At 66.7% G+C, this 15,203-nt stretch carries 11 protein-coding genes; 3 read left to right on the forward strand and 8 right to left on the reverse strand.

Annotated elements, in window-relative coordinates; all coding sequences use genetic code 11:
* Window positions 1-88: 88 nt before the first annotated feature.
* The 3 genes from ACFX59_RS00335 (at window position 89) to ACFX59_RS00345 (ending at window position 5,056) form a co-directional block, all read left to right on the forward strand.
* The gene (locus ACFX59_RS00335; protein ID WP_387428560.1) at window positions 89-2,326 is read left to right on the forward strand and encodes a DPP IV N-terminal domain-containing protein; all 2,238 of its coding nucleotides are present in this window, start codon (window positions 89-91) and stop codon (window positions 2,324-2,326) included.
* Window positions 2,327-2,531: 205 nt separating this feature from the next.
* Window positions 2,532-3,899: an MFS transporter gene (locus ACFX59_RS00340; RefSeq protein ID WP_387428562.1), complete on the forward strand. Its 1,368-nt coding sequence runs from the start codon at window positions 2,532-2,534 to the stop codon at window positions 3,897-3,899.
* A 29-nt stretch (window positions 3,900-3,928) separates the two neighbouring features.
* On the forward strand, window positions 3,929-5,056 hold the full coding sequence (locus tag ACFX59_RS00345) for a glycoside hydrolase family 68 protein (protein WP_387428564.1): 1,128 nt from the start codon (window positions 3,929-3,931) through the stop codon (window positions 5,054-5,056).
* Window positions 5,057-5,062: 6 nt separating this feature from the next.
* Here ACFX59_RS00345 and ACFX59_RS00350 read toward each other — a convergent pair whose 3' ends face one another.
* The 8 genes from ACFX59_RS00350 to ACFX59_RS00385 all read right to left on the reverse strand — a co-directional run bounded on the left by ACFX59_RS00350 (window position 5,063) and on the right by ACFX59_RS00385 (window position 15,143).
* Entirely contained in the window at window positions 5,063-6,100 is a 1,038-nt protein-coding gene (locus tag ACFX59_RS00350; protein ID WP_387428566.1) for a LacI family DNA-binding transcriptional regulator, read from the reverse strand.
* A gap of 159 nt (window positions 6,101-6,259) precedes the next feature.
* Window positions 6,260-7,189 (reverse strand): electron transfer flavoprotein subunit alpha/FixB family protein, encoded by a 930-nt coding sequence (locus tag ACFX59_RS00355; protein ID WP_387428568.1) that lies wholly within the window; start codon window positions 7,187-7,189, stop codon window positions 6,260-6,262.
* On the reverse strand, window positions 7,186-7,935 hold the full coding sequence (locus ACFX59_RS00360; protein WP_307099859.1) for an electron transfer flavoprotein subunit beta/FixA family protein: 750 nt from the start codon (window positions 7,933-7,935) through the stop codon (window positions 7,186-7,188). Before ACFX59_RS00360 ends, ACFX59_RS00355 begins: the two co-directional genes overlap by 4 nt.
* A gap of 14 nt (window positions 7,936-7,949) precedes the next feature.
* Window positions 7,950-9,257 carry an OmpP1/FadL family transporter gene (locus ACFX59_RS00365; protein WP_387428571.1) on the reverse strand — a complete coding sequence of 436 codons (1,308 nt, stop codon included), beginning with the start codon at window positions 9,255-9,257 and terminating at the stop codon, window positions 7,950-7,952.
* A 43-nt stretch (window positions 9,258-9,300) separates the two neighbouring features.
* The gene (locus ACFX59_RS00370; protein ID WP_309696487.1) at window positions 9,301-9,708 is read right to left on the reverse strand and encodes a DUF2147 domain-containing protein; all 408 of its coding nucleotides are present in this window, start codon (window positions 9,706-9,708) and stop codon (window positions 9,301-9,303) included.
* Between the two features lie 156 nt (window positions 9,709-9,864).
* Complete coding sequence (locus tag ACFX59_RS00375) at window positions 9,865-11,661, reverse strand: acyl-CoA dehydrogenase C-terminal domain-containing protein (protein ID WP_387428573.1); 1,797 nt, start codon at window positions 11,659-11,661, stop codon at window positions 9,865-9,867.
* Between the two features lie 18 nt (window positions 11,662-11,679).
* On the reverse strand, window positions 11,680-14,007 hold the full coding sequence (locus ACFX59_RS00380) for a 3-hydroxyacyl-CoA dehydrogenase NAD-binding domain-containing protein (protein ID WP_387429599.1): 2,328 nt from the start codon (window positions 14,005-14,007) through the stop codon (window positions 11,680-11,682).
* A complete protein-coding gene (locus ACFX59_RS00385; RefSeq protein ID WP_387428576.1) occupies window positions 14,007-15,143 on the reverse strand; it encodes a thiolase family protein in 1,137 nt (378 codons plus the stop codon). Before ACFX59_RS00385 ends, ACFX59_RS00380 begins: the two co-directional genes overlap by 1 nt.
* Window positions 15,144-15,203 lie beyond the last annotated feature (60 nt).

A 15,203-nucleotide genomic window follows, 5' to 3' on the forward strand; every position in this document is an offset into this window, starting at 1 on the left:
ACGATTTTACCCCGCGCCGTTACGCTATGCGCTTTGCAAGCGAATATAGGGCGGGTCGATGCGGTCGTGCTGGCGAATTTCCGGGCTTTTGGTTTCCCTTTCCCCGCTGGCCCTTTCCCTGCCCGTCGCGGCGCAGACCGCGACGACGCCCGCTGCCCCGTCGCTGTCGGTCGAGACCATTTTCGGGCCCGGCGCGGTCCGCACGCAATCGGTGCGGGAAAGCCGCTGGGGCAAGGACGGCGAAAGCTATCTCGCGCTGGAGGCGGGCCCCAAGGGCGGCCAGGACATCGTGCGCTACACGATCGCCGACGGCGCGCGGACGGTCGTAGTGCCCGCGACCGATCTGGTCCCGCCGGGCGCGACCGCGCCGCTCGACATCGACAGCTATCAATGGTCGCCCGACGACCGCTGGCTGCTGATCCAGACCAACGGCCAGCGTTTCCGCCGGACCAATGCGCTGGCCGATTACTGGCTGTTCGACCGGACGACGCGCAAGCTGCACCGCGTCGGCGGCAATCTGCCCGCCTCGACCACCCTCTATGCCAGCATCTCGCCCGACAGCCGCCGCATCGCCTATGTCCACAAGAACAACCTGTATGTCGAGCCGGTCGAGGGTGGCGCGGCGCTGGCGCTGACGAAGGACGGCGACGACTATATCGTCAACGGCCTAGCCGATTGGGTCTATGAGGAGGAATTCTCGGTCCACCGCGCCTTCGACTGGAGCCCGGATTCCAGGCGGATCGCCTTTTTCCGTTTCGACACGCGCGGCGTCGGCACGTTCGACATGATCAAGAATACCGGCGGCCAATATTCGCAGGTCATTCCACTGCAATATCCCAAGGCGGGCACGACCAATTCGGCGGTGACGGTGGCGGCGGTTGATGTGGCGGACGGCCAGACCCGCTGGTTCAAGCTCGACGGCGACCCGCGCCAGAATTACGTGCCGCAGATGAGCTGGGCGGGCGGATCGGACGCGGTCTTCATCCAGCAGTCGAACCGGCTTCAGAACACGTACAAGGTGCTGCTCGGCGATCCGGCGACGGGCTCGGTCCGGCCGGTGATGACCGAGAAGGACGCCGCCTGGGTCGAGGCCAATGTCGCGCCCGAATGGCTGAACGGCGGGCGCCGCTTCACCTGGCTGTCCGAACGCGACGGGTGGCGGCATCTCTACACCATCGACCGGGCCAGCGGCCGCGCGAGCCTGCGCACGCCGGGCAAGTTCGACGTGGTCGAGCTGCTCAATGTCGATGAGAAGGCGGGCTATGCCTGGTTCATCGCCTCGCCCGACAATCCGACCCAGCGTTACCTCTATCGTACCACCTTGTCGGGCAGCCCAAAGGTCGAGCGGCTGACCCCCGCCGGTCAGCCGGGCACGCACAGCTACGACATCGCGCCGGGCGAGCATTGGGCGTTGCACACCGTGTCCCGCTTCGATGCGCCGCCGGTGACCGACATGCTCGACATGACGCGCCAGCAGCCGCTGCGTACGCTCGCCGCCAACGCGCCGCTGGCCAAGGTCGTCCGGGACAGCGGCCTGCCCGCCACCGAGTTCTTCCGCGTCGATATCGGCGGCGGCACGCAGCTCGACGGGTGGCTGATCAAGCCGCCGGGCTTCGATCCCGCCAAGCGCTATCCGATCCTGTACTTCGTCTATGGCGAACCCTGGGGCCAGACGGTCGCGGATCGCTGGGCGGGGGCGCAGGGTCTGTGGCACCGGATGCTGGCGCAAAAGGGCTATCTGGTCGCCAGCCTCGATCCGCGCGGCACCGCCACCCCGCGCGGGCGCGACTGGCGCAAGAGCATCTATCGCCAGGTCGGCATCCTCGCCTCCGCCGATTACGCCGCGGGCGTGAAGACGATGCTGGCGACGCGCCCCTATATCGACCCCGAGCGGATCGGCATCTGGGGCTGGAGCGGCGGCGGCGCGATGACGCAGAACGCGCTGTTCCGCTATCCCGACCTCTACAAGACCGGCATCGCGGTGGCCGGGCCGACCGACATGAAGCTCTATGACACCATCTATCAAGAGCGTTACATGGGGCTGCCGCAGGACAATGTGGACGGTTATAAGAATGGTTCGCCGATCACCTTCGCCGACCGGCTGAAGGGCAATCTGCTGCTGATCCACGGCACGCTGGACGACAATGTCCATTATCAGAACCAGGACCAGCTGGTGGATCGCCTGATCCACTTCAACAAGCCCTTCTCGATGATGGCCTATCCCGACCGCAGCCACGGCATCTATGAGGGCGAGAATACCAGTATCCACCTCTATTCGCTGATGACCCGCTATCTGGAGACGAACCTGCCGCCCGGCGGGCGGTAAGGCCTTCCACGCGGAGCGCGCGCGCGGCCGGTCGGGCGATGACGACGCCCTGATCGCCCGCAAGCCGTGCCACTTTGGGAGCGAAACATGCGCAGCCGTTCATGCAATCGTTTGTTGCAATCCCTTGCGCGGCGCGGCATGATCCAAAGCGACGCGGCAAGCCAGCGATAGACCATGGCCCATCCCCGCGTGCGAGAGGATCTCGATGACCCCGTCCACCCCCGCCGCCGGAACCATGGCCCCGATCAAACCCCGCCTTTCACTGGTCCGCATCCTGGAGATGAATCTGGGCTTTCTGGGCCTTCAGTTCAGCTTCGGGCTGCAACAGGGCAATATGGCGCCGATCTACAGCTATCTGGGCGCGTCGGAGGCGCAGATTCCGCTGTTGCAGATGGCCGGGCCGATGACGGGCCTGCTGATCCAGCCGCTGATCGGCGCGATGAGCGACCGGACCGACAGCCGCTGGGGACGCCGCACCCCCTATTTCCTGGTCGGCGCGGTGCTGTGCGCGCTGGGTCTGTTCTTCATGCCGCTCAGCTCGTCGCTGCTGATGGCGGTGTCGCTGCTCTGGATCCTCGACGCGGGCAACAACATCACCATGGAGCCCTACCGCGCCTATGTCTCCGACCGGCTGGACGGGTCGCAGCATAATATCGGCTTTCTGACCCAGAGCGCCTTTACCGGCCTGGCGCAGATGCTCGCCTTCCTCACCCCCTCGATCCTGGTCTGGGCGGGGATGAACCCCGATTGGGTGGACGGGCACAATATCCCCTATACGGCGCGTGTGGTCTTCATGATCGGCGCGGCACTATCCTTCATCACCATCGTCTGGTCGATCCGGCGCGTGCCCGAATTGCCGACGAGCGAGGCGGACCGCGCGCGCATCGCCGCCGCGCCCAAGGGGATCGGGCCGGTGCTCAAGGAGATCGGCGACGCGATCCGCGCCATGCCGATGCCGATGCGCAAGCTGGCGCTGATGAGCCTGTTCCAATGGTATGCGATGATGGCCTATTGGAACTATGTCATCTATGCGATCGGCCGTTCGGTCTATGGCACCTCCGATGCGACGTCCTCGGGCTTCCATGCTGCCGTGCTGACCAATGGCGAGGTCGCGGCCTTCTATAACGGCGTCGCTTTCGTCGCGGCCTTTGCGATGGTGCCGCTGGCCAAGCGCTGGGGGGCGGCGCCGCTCCACGCGCTGTGCCTGGTCATCACCGGCATCGGGATGATCGCGATGCCCCATGTCACCAGCAAGGCGATGCTGTTCCTGCCCGCCATCGGCATTGGGCTGGGCTGGGCCAGCATGATGGGCAACCCGTACGTCATCCTGGCGGGCTCGATCCCGCCCGAGCGGACGGGCGTCTATATGGGCATCTTCAACATGATGATCGTCATTCCGATGCTGATCTTCGGCGTGACCCTGCCCCTGTTCTACCAAGACTGGCTGGGCGGCGATCCGCGCAATGTGCTGACCCTGTGCGGTGTGCTCATGCTGCTGGCCGCCGTCTCCGTTTTCACGGTGCGCGCGCGGGGGCGGGACGGCCTGCCCCTGGGCGCGGTGCCGCAAGCCTGATCCCCCTCCCCTTTCTGCTCCGAGGTATTATGACGATCACCCCCGCCCATTGGTCGGCCGAGGCGCTGGCCGGGATCGCCGCGCAAGACGATGCCCGACTGCCGGTCTTCACCGCCGCCGATGTCGTGCCGATCCTGCCCGACCACGACCTGTGGGACATGTGGCAGATCGCCTATGCCGATGGTCGCACCGCCTTTCTCGGCGGGCGGAGCTGGTGGTTCTTCCTCGCCACGCCGCGCTTCGAGGATCCCGAGATGCGCCATGACGAAGCGCGCATCCGGCTGACCAGCCACGGCGCGGACGGCTGGCGCGATCACGGCGTGACCTTCCCCGACGGCTTCACGCCGGGCAGCCGCGAATGGTCGGGCTCGGCGGTGCTGGGCGAGGACGACACGACGCTGACCATGTATTTCACCGCCTCGGGACGGCGCGGCGGTCCGCGCACCTTCGAGCAGCGGCTGTTCGAGACGGTCGGCCGCTTCGTCGTCGAGGGCGAGGAGGCGCGGACCGAGGGCTGGAGCACGCCGGTCGAGAGCGTCGCGGCGGATGGCCATCACTATATCGTCGCCAACCAGGCCGAACCCGAAAATGGCGGCATCAAGGGCTTTCGCGATCCCGGCTATTTCCGCGATCCGGCGGACGGGGCGGAGTATCTGCTGTTCGTCGGATCGGCGGGCTGGGTGAAACAGGATATCGACGGCGTGGTCGGCGTGGCCAAGCGCCAGGGCGACCGCTGGGCGATCCAGCCGCCGCTGATCGAATCGCTGGGCGTCAACAGCGAGCTGGAGCGGCCACACATCATCCTGCGCGACGGCCATTATTACTGCTTCTGGTCGACCCAGGGCAAGCGCTTCGCCCCCGGCCTGGGCGCGCCGACCGGGCTCTATGCGATGGTCGCGGAGCGGTTCGATGGGCCGTGGCGGCCGGTCAACGGCACCGGCCTGGTCGCGGGCAATCCCGTCAAGGAGCCGACCCAGGCCTATTGCTGGTGGGTGACCGGCGAAGGCGATGTCATCAGCTTCGTCGACTATTGGGGGCTGGAGGGCCGCGACGCCGGTGCCGACCCGGCACTGCGTCGCCAGCGTTTCGGGGGCACCGCCGCGCCGTGGTTCCGCCTGGCCTTTGACGGAGACCGGGTGACGATCGCGCGCGACTGAGCCCGGTCAGGCGGAATCGCGGGCGATCAGTTCGGGGGTCAGGATCACCGATCCGGCTTCCTGGCCCGCGATCCGCGCGAACAGCGCGTCGACCATCGCCTGCGCGCCGGTCGCGACATCCTGGCGGATGGTGGTGATGCGCGGCACCGCCTGTGCCGATAGCGGCAGGTCGTCATAGCCGATCACCGGCAACGCGTCGGGCACGGTGATCGCGCGATCGGTCAGCACGCGCACCGCCGTCATCGCGATCATGTCGGAGGCCGCGGCGATGCCGTCGATGGGCATGGTGCCGCCGCCCTGTTCCAGCAACGCGTCGATATGCGCCGCGATCTCCCGCTCCATCAGGTCGGAGGCGAGATGCGTGGCGAGCTGGATCAACTGTGCATCCACCCCCGCCGCCGCGATCGCCTCGGCCACGCCGTCATGCCGCTGGCGGATTTCGGGCGCGCTGGCGTCGCCCAGAAAGGCGATGCGGCGGCATCCGCGCCCGATCAGCCGTTCGCCAACCAGCCGCCCGCCCGCGCGATTGTCGGTGCCGACCGCGACATGCACCTGATCGGGCAGCGTCACGCCCCAGGCGACCAGCGGGCGATAGCGCCGCGCCACCCGCTCGATGGCGTCATACTGGTTGGACTGGCCGATCAGCAGGACGCCGTCGACCATTCCCGAATCGACCACCCGGTCCAGCCAGTCCTCGGCATCGGGGATGATGCGCGAGAGCATCACGTCATAGCCGCTCTCGGTCAGCGCATCGGCCAGATAGCCCAGCATGGTCATGAAGAACGGGTCGGACAGATGCTGGCGACGCTCATGCCCCAGCGGCACGACGATCCCGATCACCCCGGTCCGGCGGGTGCGCAACCGGCTGGCCATCTGGTTGGGGCGAAAGCCATGCTCGTCGGCCAGCGACTGGATGCGCCGCCGCGTCTCTTCGTTGACCAGCGCCTTGCCGGCCAGCGCGCGCGACACGGTGCCCGGCGACACCCCCGCCAGCTGCGCCAGATCCGCGATCGTGCGCACGCGCCGCTCGCTTCCTCCCATCATATTCTCATTCATCTGCTAACGCTAACCGGACCGGCGTGGCGGGAACAAGCAGGCAACGGGATTTCCTGCGCATTCCTCACATAAATCAACGATATTGGGATGATTTTCCGCCCCCGCCGGTAACGGCGCATCCCGGCGGACACCGGGATGCGCCTGTCCTCAGACCTTGTCGGTCAGTTCCGGCACGATGGTGAACAGATCGCCGACCAGGCCGATATCGGCCACCTGGAAGATGGGGGCATCCTCGTCCTTGTTGATCGCGACGATGACCTTGGAGTCCTTCATCCCCGCCAGATGCTGGATCGCGCCCGAGATGCCGACCGCGACATAAACTTCGGGTGCCACGATCTTGCCGGTCTGGCCGACCTGATAGTCGTTGGGCGCATAGCCCGCATCGACCGCCGCGCGGGATGCGCCGACGGCGGCACCCAGCTTGTCGGCGAGCGGATCGATCAGCGCGTGGAACTGCTCCTCCGAGCCCAGCGCGCGGCCGCCCGAGACGATGACCTTGGCGCTGGTGAGTTCCGGCCGGGCATTCTCGGCCTTCTCCGCGCCGACGAAGCGGGACTTGGCCGCATCGCCGGTCGAGCCGACCGCCTCGATGATGCCCGAGCCGCCCTCAGCCGCCGCCTTTTCAAAGGCGGTGGTGCGGACGGTCAGGACCAGCTTGGCGTCGGTCGTCTTCACGGTCGCGATCGCATTGCCCGCATAGATGGGCCGGGTGAAGCTGTCCGGCCCCTCGACCGACAATATGTCGCTGATCTGCATCACGTCGATGAGCGCGGCGACGCGCGGTGCGATGTTCTTGCCGGTGGTGGTCGAGGGGGCGAGGAAGGCGTCGTGATGCCCCATCAGCTCGGCGATCAGTGGCGCGACATTCTCGGCCAGCGCGTTGGCGTAGGCCGCGTCGTCGGCGACATGGACCTTGCCCACGCCGGCGATCTTCGCGGCGGCCTGCGCGACGCCGTCGACGCCCTGCCCTGCGACGATCAGGTGCACCTCGCCCAGCTTGGCCGCCGCCGTGACGGTCGCCAGCGTGGCATCCTTGACGGCCCCGCCGTCATGCTCGACCCATACCAGCGTCTTCACTTGGCCACTCCCAGTGCCTTGAGTTTCTCGACCAGCTCGTCGACCGAGCCGACCTTGACGCCCGCCTGGCGCTTGCCCGGCTCGGCGACATGGGTGATCGTCAGCCGGGGCGCGATGTCGACGCCGTAATCGGCCGCCGTCTTGGTCGCCATCGGCTTGGACTTGGCCTTCATGATATTGGGCAGCGAGGCATAGCGCGGCTCGTTCAGGCGCAGGTCGGTGGTGACGATCGCGGGCAGGGTCAGCGCCACCGTCTCCAGACCGCCATCGACCTCACGGGTGACGTTCGCCGTTTCACCCTCGATCTCGACCTTCGACGCGAAGGTCCCCTGCGCCCAGCCGAGCAGCCCGGCGAGCATCTGCCCGGTCTGGTTGTTGTCGCCGTCGATGGCCTGCTTGCCGAGGATCACGAGGCCGGGCTGTTCCTCTTCCACGACCTTGGCGAGCAGCTTGGCGACGCCCAACGGTTCGGGCGCCTGGTCGGCGGTGATCAGGATCGCGCGGTCCGCGCCCATGGCGAGCGCGGTGCGCAGCGTGTCCGCCGCCTTGGGTTCGCCGATCGAGACGACGACCACTTCGGTCGCCGCCCCCTTCTCCTTCAGCCGGATCGCCTCTTCCACCGCGATCTCGTCGAACGGGTTCATCGACATCTTCACGTTCGCCAGATCGACGCCCGTCCCGTCCGCCTTCACACGCGGCTTCACGTTATAATCCAACACCCGCTTCACGGGCACGACGATCTTCATAACCACTCTCTCAATCAGAAGCTGAAGCGGCCGCCGATCGACGCCACGAACGCACGCGCATTCTGCACCTGGCCCGAGGTCAGGATCGGCGTCTGCACCGCCGTGCCCGCATAGGCGGCGGTCCGGCGGTCGATGGTCGCGTTGGCGAAGTCGATATAGCTGCCCGCCGCATCCAGCGTGAAGCGCGGGGTCAGCTTGTACGAGCCGCCGATCGAGTAGTTCCAGCGATTGGCGTCGGGCACGCGCGCGTCGCGATTGCCGTCCTGCGTCGGGGTGATGCCCCGCTGCACACCGGCACGCACCGTCAGGCGGTCATTGGCCGCATAGTCGAAGCCGCCCGCCAGCGACCAGCTGTTGCGGTAATTTTCGGGGATCGCGGTGTTGATCGGCGCGCCCAGCCGGATCGCGTCGAAATCGGCCCAGGTGAAGCGCACGACCTGCGCGTTCAGCGTCAGCTTGTCGGTGGTGCGGAAACGGCCCGAGACGATGATCTGCGCAGGGGTATAGAATTCCGCCGTCGCGCCGTCGATCGTCCGGTTCTGCCCGGCGAGGGGGCCGAGCAGGCCGCCCACCTCCAGGCTGCCCTTCAGCTTGTGCTTGATGTTCGACTTGTAGCTGATGCCGACCGTCGCCCAGTCATTGTGCAGCTGGACACCCGCGGTCCAGCCCAGATCCCAGCCATCGCCCTTCAGCCGCTGATACCCGTCCGCCAGCTGCGACGAAAGGTTGGGCAGCGCATTGCCCAGTTCGGCCTTGGTATATTCGACGTTGAGCGCGCCGCCGACGCGCAGCCAGTCGAGCAGCGCGATGCCCACCGAAGGCTGGATGTCGATGGTCCGCAGCTCGGTCTTGAGCGCGCTGTACCGCGCCCAGCTGTTGCCGTCATATTCGGTCGTGAAGCTGTAGGGCGAGGTGACGGCCAGGCCGACCGCGACCCGGTCGTTCAGCGGGATGGCGACCGCGCCCGAGGGCACGACGCCGCGATTGATCGGATCGCTCGACACCCGGTTGCCGCCGACCGGCTGGAAAGTGGTCTGGCCCGGCCGACGGATCAGCGTGCCGGTATCGACCACATCGCCCTTGGGGATAATCGCCGAGGCGCCGAGCACCACCTCGCCGCGCTCCATCCCCGCGATGGAGGCCGGGTTCCACCACAGCGACGAGGCCCCGGTATCGGCACCCTCGCCCGAAAAGGCGCGGCCCTGCCCCCGCGTCGACTGTTCCTGAAGATAAAAGGCCTGGCCGTGCGCCGCGCCCGCAAAGGCGAAGGAGGACGACAGGATGGCAGAGGCCAGAAGCGGAGCCCTGAAGCGCTTGGTCATGATCTTATTCCCCGAATCTTGTGTTGGATGGCGACGTGGCGGATCAGCGGATGCGGGTCCAGGTCTGCGTCTTGCACAGCGGCACGAAGACGCAGCCGCGCACCTTCAGCGTGTCCGGCCCCTCGGGCGTCAGCTTCGCGCTATAGGTCTTGCCATCCTCGGCATTGTAGATGGTGCCGCCGCTCCAGGCCGCGCCGTCCTGTGAGAAGCCCTGCAGGATCAGTAGGTTCTTCAGCGGGCGATTGCGCAGCTTGGGATCGCGGTTGTTCTGGTCGGTCAGCGCCGGGTTGGTGCGCAGCTTTTCCGAGGTCAGGACGCGGCCACAGACCGACGTTCCGCATTTCTGGATCTCGACCACGCCGCCGCGCGTCTGGGTCTGCCAACGGCCGATCACCGTATCGGCGTTCGCACCGGCGGCGGCCAGCGCCATGGCTGTCAGGCTCAACAACATGCCTCTTCTCCTCTCCATGCCCGATGATCCGGGCCGGACGCCGCCTTTTCACGGTCGCCCAGATTTCCCTATACGTTCATCATATGACGCATAGGATAATGCCCTATGCGTATAATGCCGACGGGCCGCAATCAAGGCCCGCCGACATCATGACCATCAAAACGCCTCCAGCTCCAGCGCCATGGTCGAGCGCTTGCCCGACTTGATCGCCAGGAACGCCGCCGTTGCCTGCGGCAGGATGCGATCGAAGAAGAAACCGGCGGTGGCGAGCTTGGCGTTGTAGAAGCCCGCCTCGTCGCTGCCTTCGGCCAGTTTCGCAGTCGCGATCCGCGCCGACTTCAGGAAGCAATGCCCCATGCCGACCAAACCGAGCAGGCGCAGATAGTCGGTCGCGGCGGCACCGGCTTCCTCGGGGTCCTTCATCCCCTTCTGCGCGATCATGCCGGTGCTGAGCTGGAGCGCGCCGAACGCCTGCTGCATCCCCGCCGCCCAGCCGGCGATCGCCTTGTCCTCGGACTTGACCAGCGCCTCGACCTGTTCGGACACGGCATGGAAGAAGGGGCGCATATAACGGCCCATATGCGCGGGCATCTTGCGGCCGACGAGGTCGAGCGCCTGGACGCCGTTGGTGCCCTCATAGATCTGGGCGATGCGCGCGTCGCGGACGAACTGCTCGATGCCATGGTCGCGGATATAGCCGTGGCCGCCATGGACCTGCACCGCCATGTTCGCCGCATCGAAGGCCAAGTCGGTGAACAGCGCCTTCACGACCGGGGTCATCAGCGCGACGAAGTCCGCCGCGCGCGACTGGTCGGCCGGGTCGATGGCATTCGCCTCGGCATCCAGCGCGCGTGCGGCCCATTGGCCCAGCGCGCGGCAGCCCTCGGCATAGGCGCGCATCGTCATCAGCATCCGCCGCACGTCCGGGTGGACGATGATCGGGTCGGCGGGCAGGTCGGGGCGCTTGGCCCCGCCCAGCGCGCGGCCCTGCAACCGGTCCTTGGCATAGGCGACGGCCGACTGATAGGCGATCTCGTTGATGCCGAGACCCTGGATGCCGACCGAGACGCGCTCGGTGTTCATCATGGTGAACATGGCGGCCAGGCCCTTGTTCAGCTCGCCCACGACCCAGCCCTTGGAATCGTTGAACTCCAGCTGGCAGGTGGCCGACGCCTTCAGGCCCATCTTGTGCTCGATCGCCGCGACGCTGACGCCATTGGCCGGGCCGACCGAGCCGTCATCCTTGGGCAGATATTTGGGCACCAGGAACAGGCTGATCCCCTTCACCCCCTTGGGCGCATCGGGCGTGCGCGCGAGGACGAGGTGGATGACATTGTCGGTCAGGTCATGGTCGCCCGCCGAGATGAAGATCTTGCCCCCGGTCAGCCGGTACGACCCATCACCTTGCGGCTCGGCGCGGGTGCGGAGCAGGCCCAGATCGGTGCCGCAATGCGCCTCGGTCAGGCACATCGTCCCCGACCATTCGCCCGAGATCATCTTGGGCAGATAGAAGCTCTTCAGGTCCTCCGAGCCATGACCCATCAGCGCGGTGGTCGCGCCGTGGGTCAGGCCGGGATAGAGGCTGAACGACAGGTTGGTCGCGCAGATCATCTCCTCGACCAGCTTGTTCACCGCCTCGGGCAGCCCCTGGCCGCCATATTCGACCGGCGAGGCGAGCGCGGCCCAGCCGCCCTCGCAAAACTGGCTATAGGCGTCCTTGAAACCGGCGGGCGTGCGGACAACGCCGTTCTCCAGCTTGCACCCTTCGATGTCGCCGGTGGCGTTGAGCGGCAGCAGGACTTCCTGCGTGACGCGTGCCGCTTCTTCCAGGATGGCGTCGTAGAGCTCGGGACCGAATTCGTCCTGTCCCGCGACGGGGCCGAACTCGTCCTCCTGGAAGAGCTCGTGGAGGACGAAGCGCATGTCGCGCAGCGGCGCGTTATAGACTTGCATGGGATTATCCTCTCCCGATCAATTGCGCAGCGGCTTGCCGGTTTCGAGCATATGCTCGACCCGCGCCTGGGTCCGCGCGTCCTTGACGCTTTCCATGAAGGCGGCGCGTTCCAGCTTGAGCAGCTGATCCTCGCTCACCTCGTCGATGATGTCGGCCTCGCCGCCGGTGACGATGTTCGCCAGACGGCCCGCGACGACCACGTCATAGGGCGTGGCGACGCCCTTCTTGGCGAAGTCGGCGACCGCGCCGCTGAACGCGACCCGTCCCGCCGCACCGGGCAGGCGGAAGACCGGCTTTTCGGGCGGCTGATAGCCCTCGATCAGCGCCAGCGCCTTGCTCTTGGCATCGGCCAGCAGGCGGTCGCGGTTCATGGTGATGCCATCGTCCTTGCGCAGATAGCCGAGGTCCTTGGCGAGCGCCGCCGAGCGCGACACCTGCGCGGTCGAGATGGTCTCGAACGCCTTCATGACGGCGGGCATGGGACCTTTCGGCATCTTGGGCGACTTGGCGAGGCGGTCGATCAGCTCGCCATTGCCGCCCCAGCCCGGCACCAGACCGACGCCGGTCTCGACCAGGCCGATATAGCTTTCGGCATGCGCCTGGATCGCATCGGCATGGAGCAGGATCTCGCACCCGCCGCCCAGCGCCATGCCCGCCGGCGCGGCCACCACCGGGAAGGGTGCGTATTTCAGCGCCTTGTACGCCTGCTGCCCTGCGACGACCAGCTTGTCGACCTCACCCCAGGCCGCGATGTTCACCGCGAACATGGCGAGACCGAGATTGGCCCCGGCCGAGAAGTTGCTGCCCTCATTATAGATGACCAGCGCCTTATACTGGCTCTTCACCAGCGCGATGGTCTTTTGCAGGAGCGACAGCACCTGCTCGTCGAGCGCGTTCATCTTGCCGGTGAACTCGAACGCCACGACACCGTCGCCGACATCCCAGGCCGCCGCCGAACCGTTCTTGAGCAAGGGCTCGGAGCGCAGCTTGATGTCTTCGAGCAGCAGCACGCCCTCGGCGCGGACGACATCGGCATAGTCGCCGCCCAGCGTCAGATATTGCCGCTTGCCATCGACCACGCGGTAGAAGGGGCGGTCGCCCGCCGTCTCCAGCAGCGCCGGGACGGGCTTGCCCTCGGCGCGCAGTCGCTCGGCCAGCTTGCCCGGCCCCAGACGGTCGATCAGCTCGAACGGGCCGAATTTCCAGTTATAGCCCAGCTTCATCGCGTCATCGATCGCAACCACGTCGTCCGCCGCTTCGCCGACCAGCCCTGCGGCATAGGACAGCACCGGACCCAGGATCGCCCAGGCATAGTCCCCGACCTTGCCCGGCGTCGCGACCAGCGCGGCCAGGTCCTTTTCGGCACGGCTCGGCAGACGTTCCGGTTTCTTCTCCGCGCGATACTCGCCGGTCTTCAGGTCGATCGCCTGCTTGGCCTTGGTGCCGTCGGGCTTGCGATCGAGGCGGTAGAAACCGCCCTTGCCCTTGCGGCCGGTAAAGCCCTCCGCGATCATCCTGTCGACCAACGGCAACGGGCGGATCGTGTCAAAATAGGCGTCGCCTTCCGGCAGCGTCGAGGACAGCGACTTGGCGAGCAGCGGCATCAGGTCGATGCCGACCAGGTCGATCAGCCCGAAAATGCCGGTCTTGGGCACGCCCATCGGACGGCCGCCGATCTGGTCCGCCTCCTCGACGGTCAGCCCCTGATCCATCGCCGCGTTGATCGCGATGGCCAGCCAATAGGTGCCGATGCGGTTGGCGATGAAACCGGGCGTATCCTTGGCGCGGACGATCCGCTTGCCCATGCGGTGATCGACGAACTGCTCGACCTTCGCCGCGACGCCCGCATCGGTGTGCTCGGAGGTGACGATCTCGATCAGCCGCATATAGCGCGGCGGGTTGAAGAAGTGCGTGATAAGGAAGTCGCGCTGGAACTGTTCCGACCGCCCCTCGACCAGATGGCCGAGCGGGATGGTCGAGGTGTTGGACGACACCGCCGTGCCGGGACGCTTCAATTCCTCCAGCCGGGCATAGAGCGCCTGCTTGATGTCCAGCCGCTCGACCACCGCCTCGACAATCCAGTCGCATTCGGCAACCTTGTCGAGATGATCCTCGATATTGCCCGTTTCGACCAGCCTGGCGGCGGCGGGGGACATGAAGGGCGCGGGCTCGGTCTTGAGCATCTTGACGACGGCACCCTTGGCGATGGCGTCGCGGTCGGTGCCGTCCTTGGGCACGATGTCGAGCAGCAGGACGGGCACACCGGCATTGGCGACTTGCGCCGCGATGCCAGCCCCCATCACGCCTGCGCCGATCACGCAAACCTTGTTGATCATGTCAGCCATCATGCGCGCTCCAAAACGGTCGCGATGCCCTGCCCGCCGCCGATGCACTGGGTGGCGAGCGCGTACTGGCCGCCATCGCGCGCCAGCAACGCCGCCGCCTTGCCGACAATACGCGCGCCGGTCGCGCCCAGCGGATGACCGATCGCGATCGCGCCGCCGTCCTTGTTGATCGTCTCTTGCCTAAGGCCCAGGTCGCGGATGCAGGCGATCGCCTGGCTGGCAAAGGCCTCGTTGATCTCGACCACATCGAGGTCGCCCGCCGAGATGCCCGCGCGCTCCAGCGCCTTTTTGGACGAGCCGATCGGCCCCAGGCCCATCGTCTCGGGCTCGCAACCCGAAATCCCGACCGACTTGATCCGGGCGAGGATCTTCAGGCCGTGGCGATTGGCGAACTCCTCCGACGTGACCAGCACGGCCGCCGCACCATCGGTCAGCGGCGAGGCGGTGCCCGCCGTGACGGTGCCGTCCTTGTCGAAGGCGGGCTTCAGGCCAGACAGTACCTCTTCGGTCGTGTCGGGACGGATCAGGCCGTCCTCGGTCACGTCGCCGGCCTTGGTATGGATCGGCACGATCTCATCGGCGAGCCGCCCGGCGGTACGTGCCTCGGCGGCCTTCTTCTGGCTGGCGACTGCGAACTTCTCCTGCTCGGCGCGGGTGATCTGGTACTTGGTAGCGACATTCTCGGCGGTCTGGCCCATGCCCATATAGGCGCCGGGCCGGGCGGCGGCGAGTTCGGGGTTGGGCAGCGGGTTATAGCCGCCCATCGGCACCCGGCTCATCGACTCGATGCCAGCGCAGATGAACGCCTCGCCCGCGCCGATCTGGATCTGGCCCATGGCGATATGGATGGCCGACATGGACGATCCGCAGAAGCGATTGACCGTCATGCCGCCGACCGACAGCGGCAGGTCCGCCAGCAGGCCGATCAGCCGCGCGACGTTCATGCCCTGCTCGCCCTCGGGAAAGGCGCAGCCCAGGATGATGTCTTCGATCTCGGAAGCATCGACGCCGGTCCGTTCGATCAGGCCGCGAATCACCTGCGCGGTCAGGTCATCGGGACGAACCCGTGCGAGCGCGCCCTTGCCAGCCTGGGTGAAGGGAGAGCGGGCATAGCCTGCGATCACGATGTTGGTCATCCAATCCTCTCTTTATGGGCTTGCGGCCTAACGTTAAGGTGCGTTACCTACCCTATACGT

The organism is Sphingomonas sp. NCPPB 2930 (assembly GCF_042867205.1).
Lineage (GTDB): Bacteria > Pseudomonadota > Alphaproteobacteria > Sphingomonadales > Sphingomonadaceae > Sphingomonas.

Excerpts from the sequence above, each read along its gene's own strand:
- ACFX59_RS00340 (WP_387428562.1), top strand. The coding sequence starts at position 2,532 with ATGACCCCGTCCACCCCCGCCGCCGGAACCATGGCCCCGATCAAACCC.
- ACFX59_RS00345 (WP_387428564.1), top strand. The coding sequence starts at position 3,929 with ATGACGATCACCCCCGCCCATTGGTCGGCCGAGGCGCTGGCCGGGATC.
- ACFX59_RS00350 (WP_387428566.1), bottom strand. The coding sequence starts at position 6,100 with ATGATGGGAGGAAGCGAGCGGCGCGTGCGCACGATCGCGGATCTGGCG.
- ACFX59_RS00360 (WP_307099859.1), bottom strand. The coding sequence starts at position 7,935 with ATGAAGATCGTCGTGCCCGTGAAGCGGGTGTTGGATTATAACGTGAAG.
- ACFX59_RS00365 (WP_387428571.1), bottom strand. The coding sequence starts at position 9,257 with ATGACCAAGCGCTTCAGGGCTCCGCTTCTGGCCTCTGCCATCCTGTCG.
- ACFX59_RS00370 (WP_309696487.1), bottom strand. The coding sequence starts at position 9,708 with ATGTTGTTGAGCCTGACAGCCATGGCGCTGGCCGCCGCCGGTGCGAAC.
- ACFX59_RS00375 (WP_387428573.1), bottom strand. The coding sequence starts at position 11,661 with ATGCAAGTCTATAACGCGCCGCTGCGCGACATGCGCTTCGTCCTCCAC.
- ACFX59_RS00380 (WP_387429599.1), bottom strand. The coding sequence starts at position 14,007 with ATGGCTGACATGATCAACAAGGTTTGCGTGATCGGCGCAGGCGTGATG.
- ACFX59_RS00385 (WP_387428576.1), bottom strand. The coding sequence starts at position 15,143 with ATGACCAACATCGTGATCGCAGGCTATGCCCGCTCTCCCTTCACCCAG.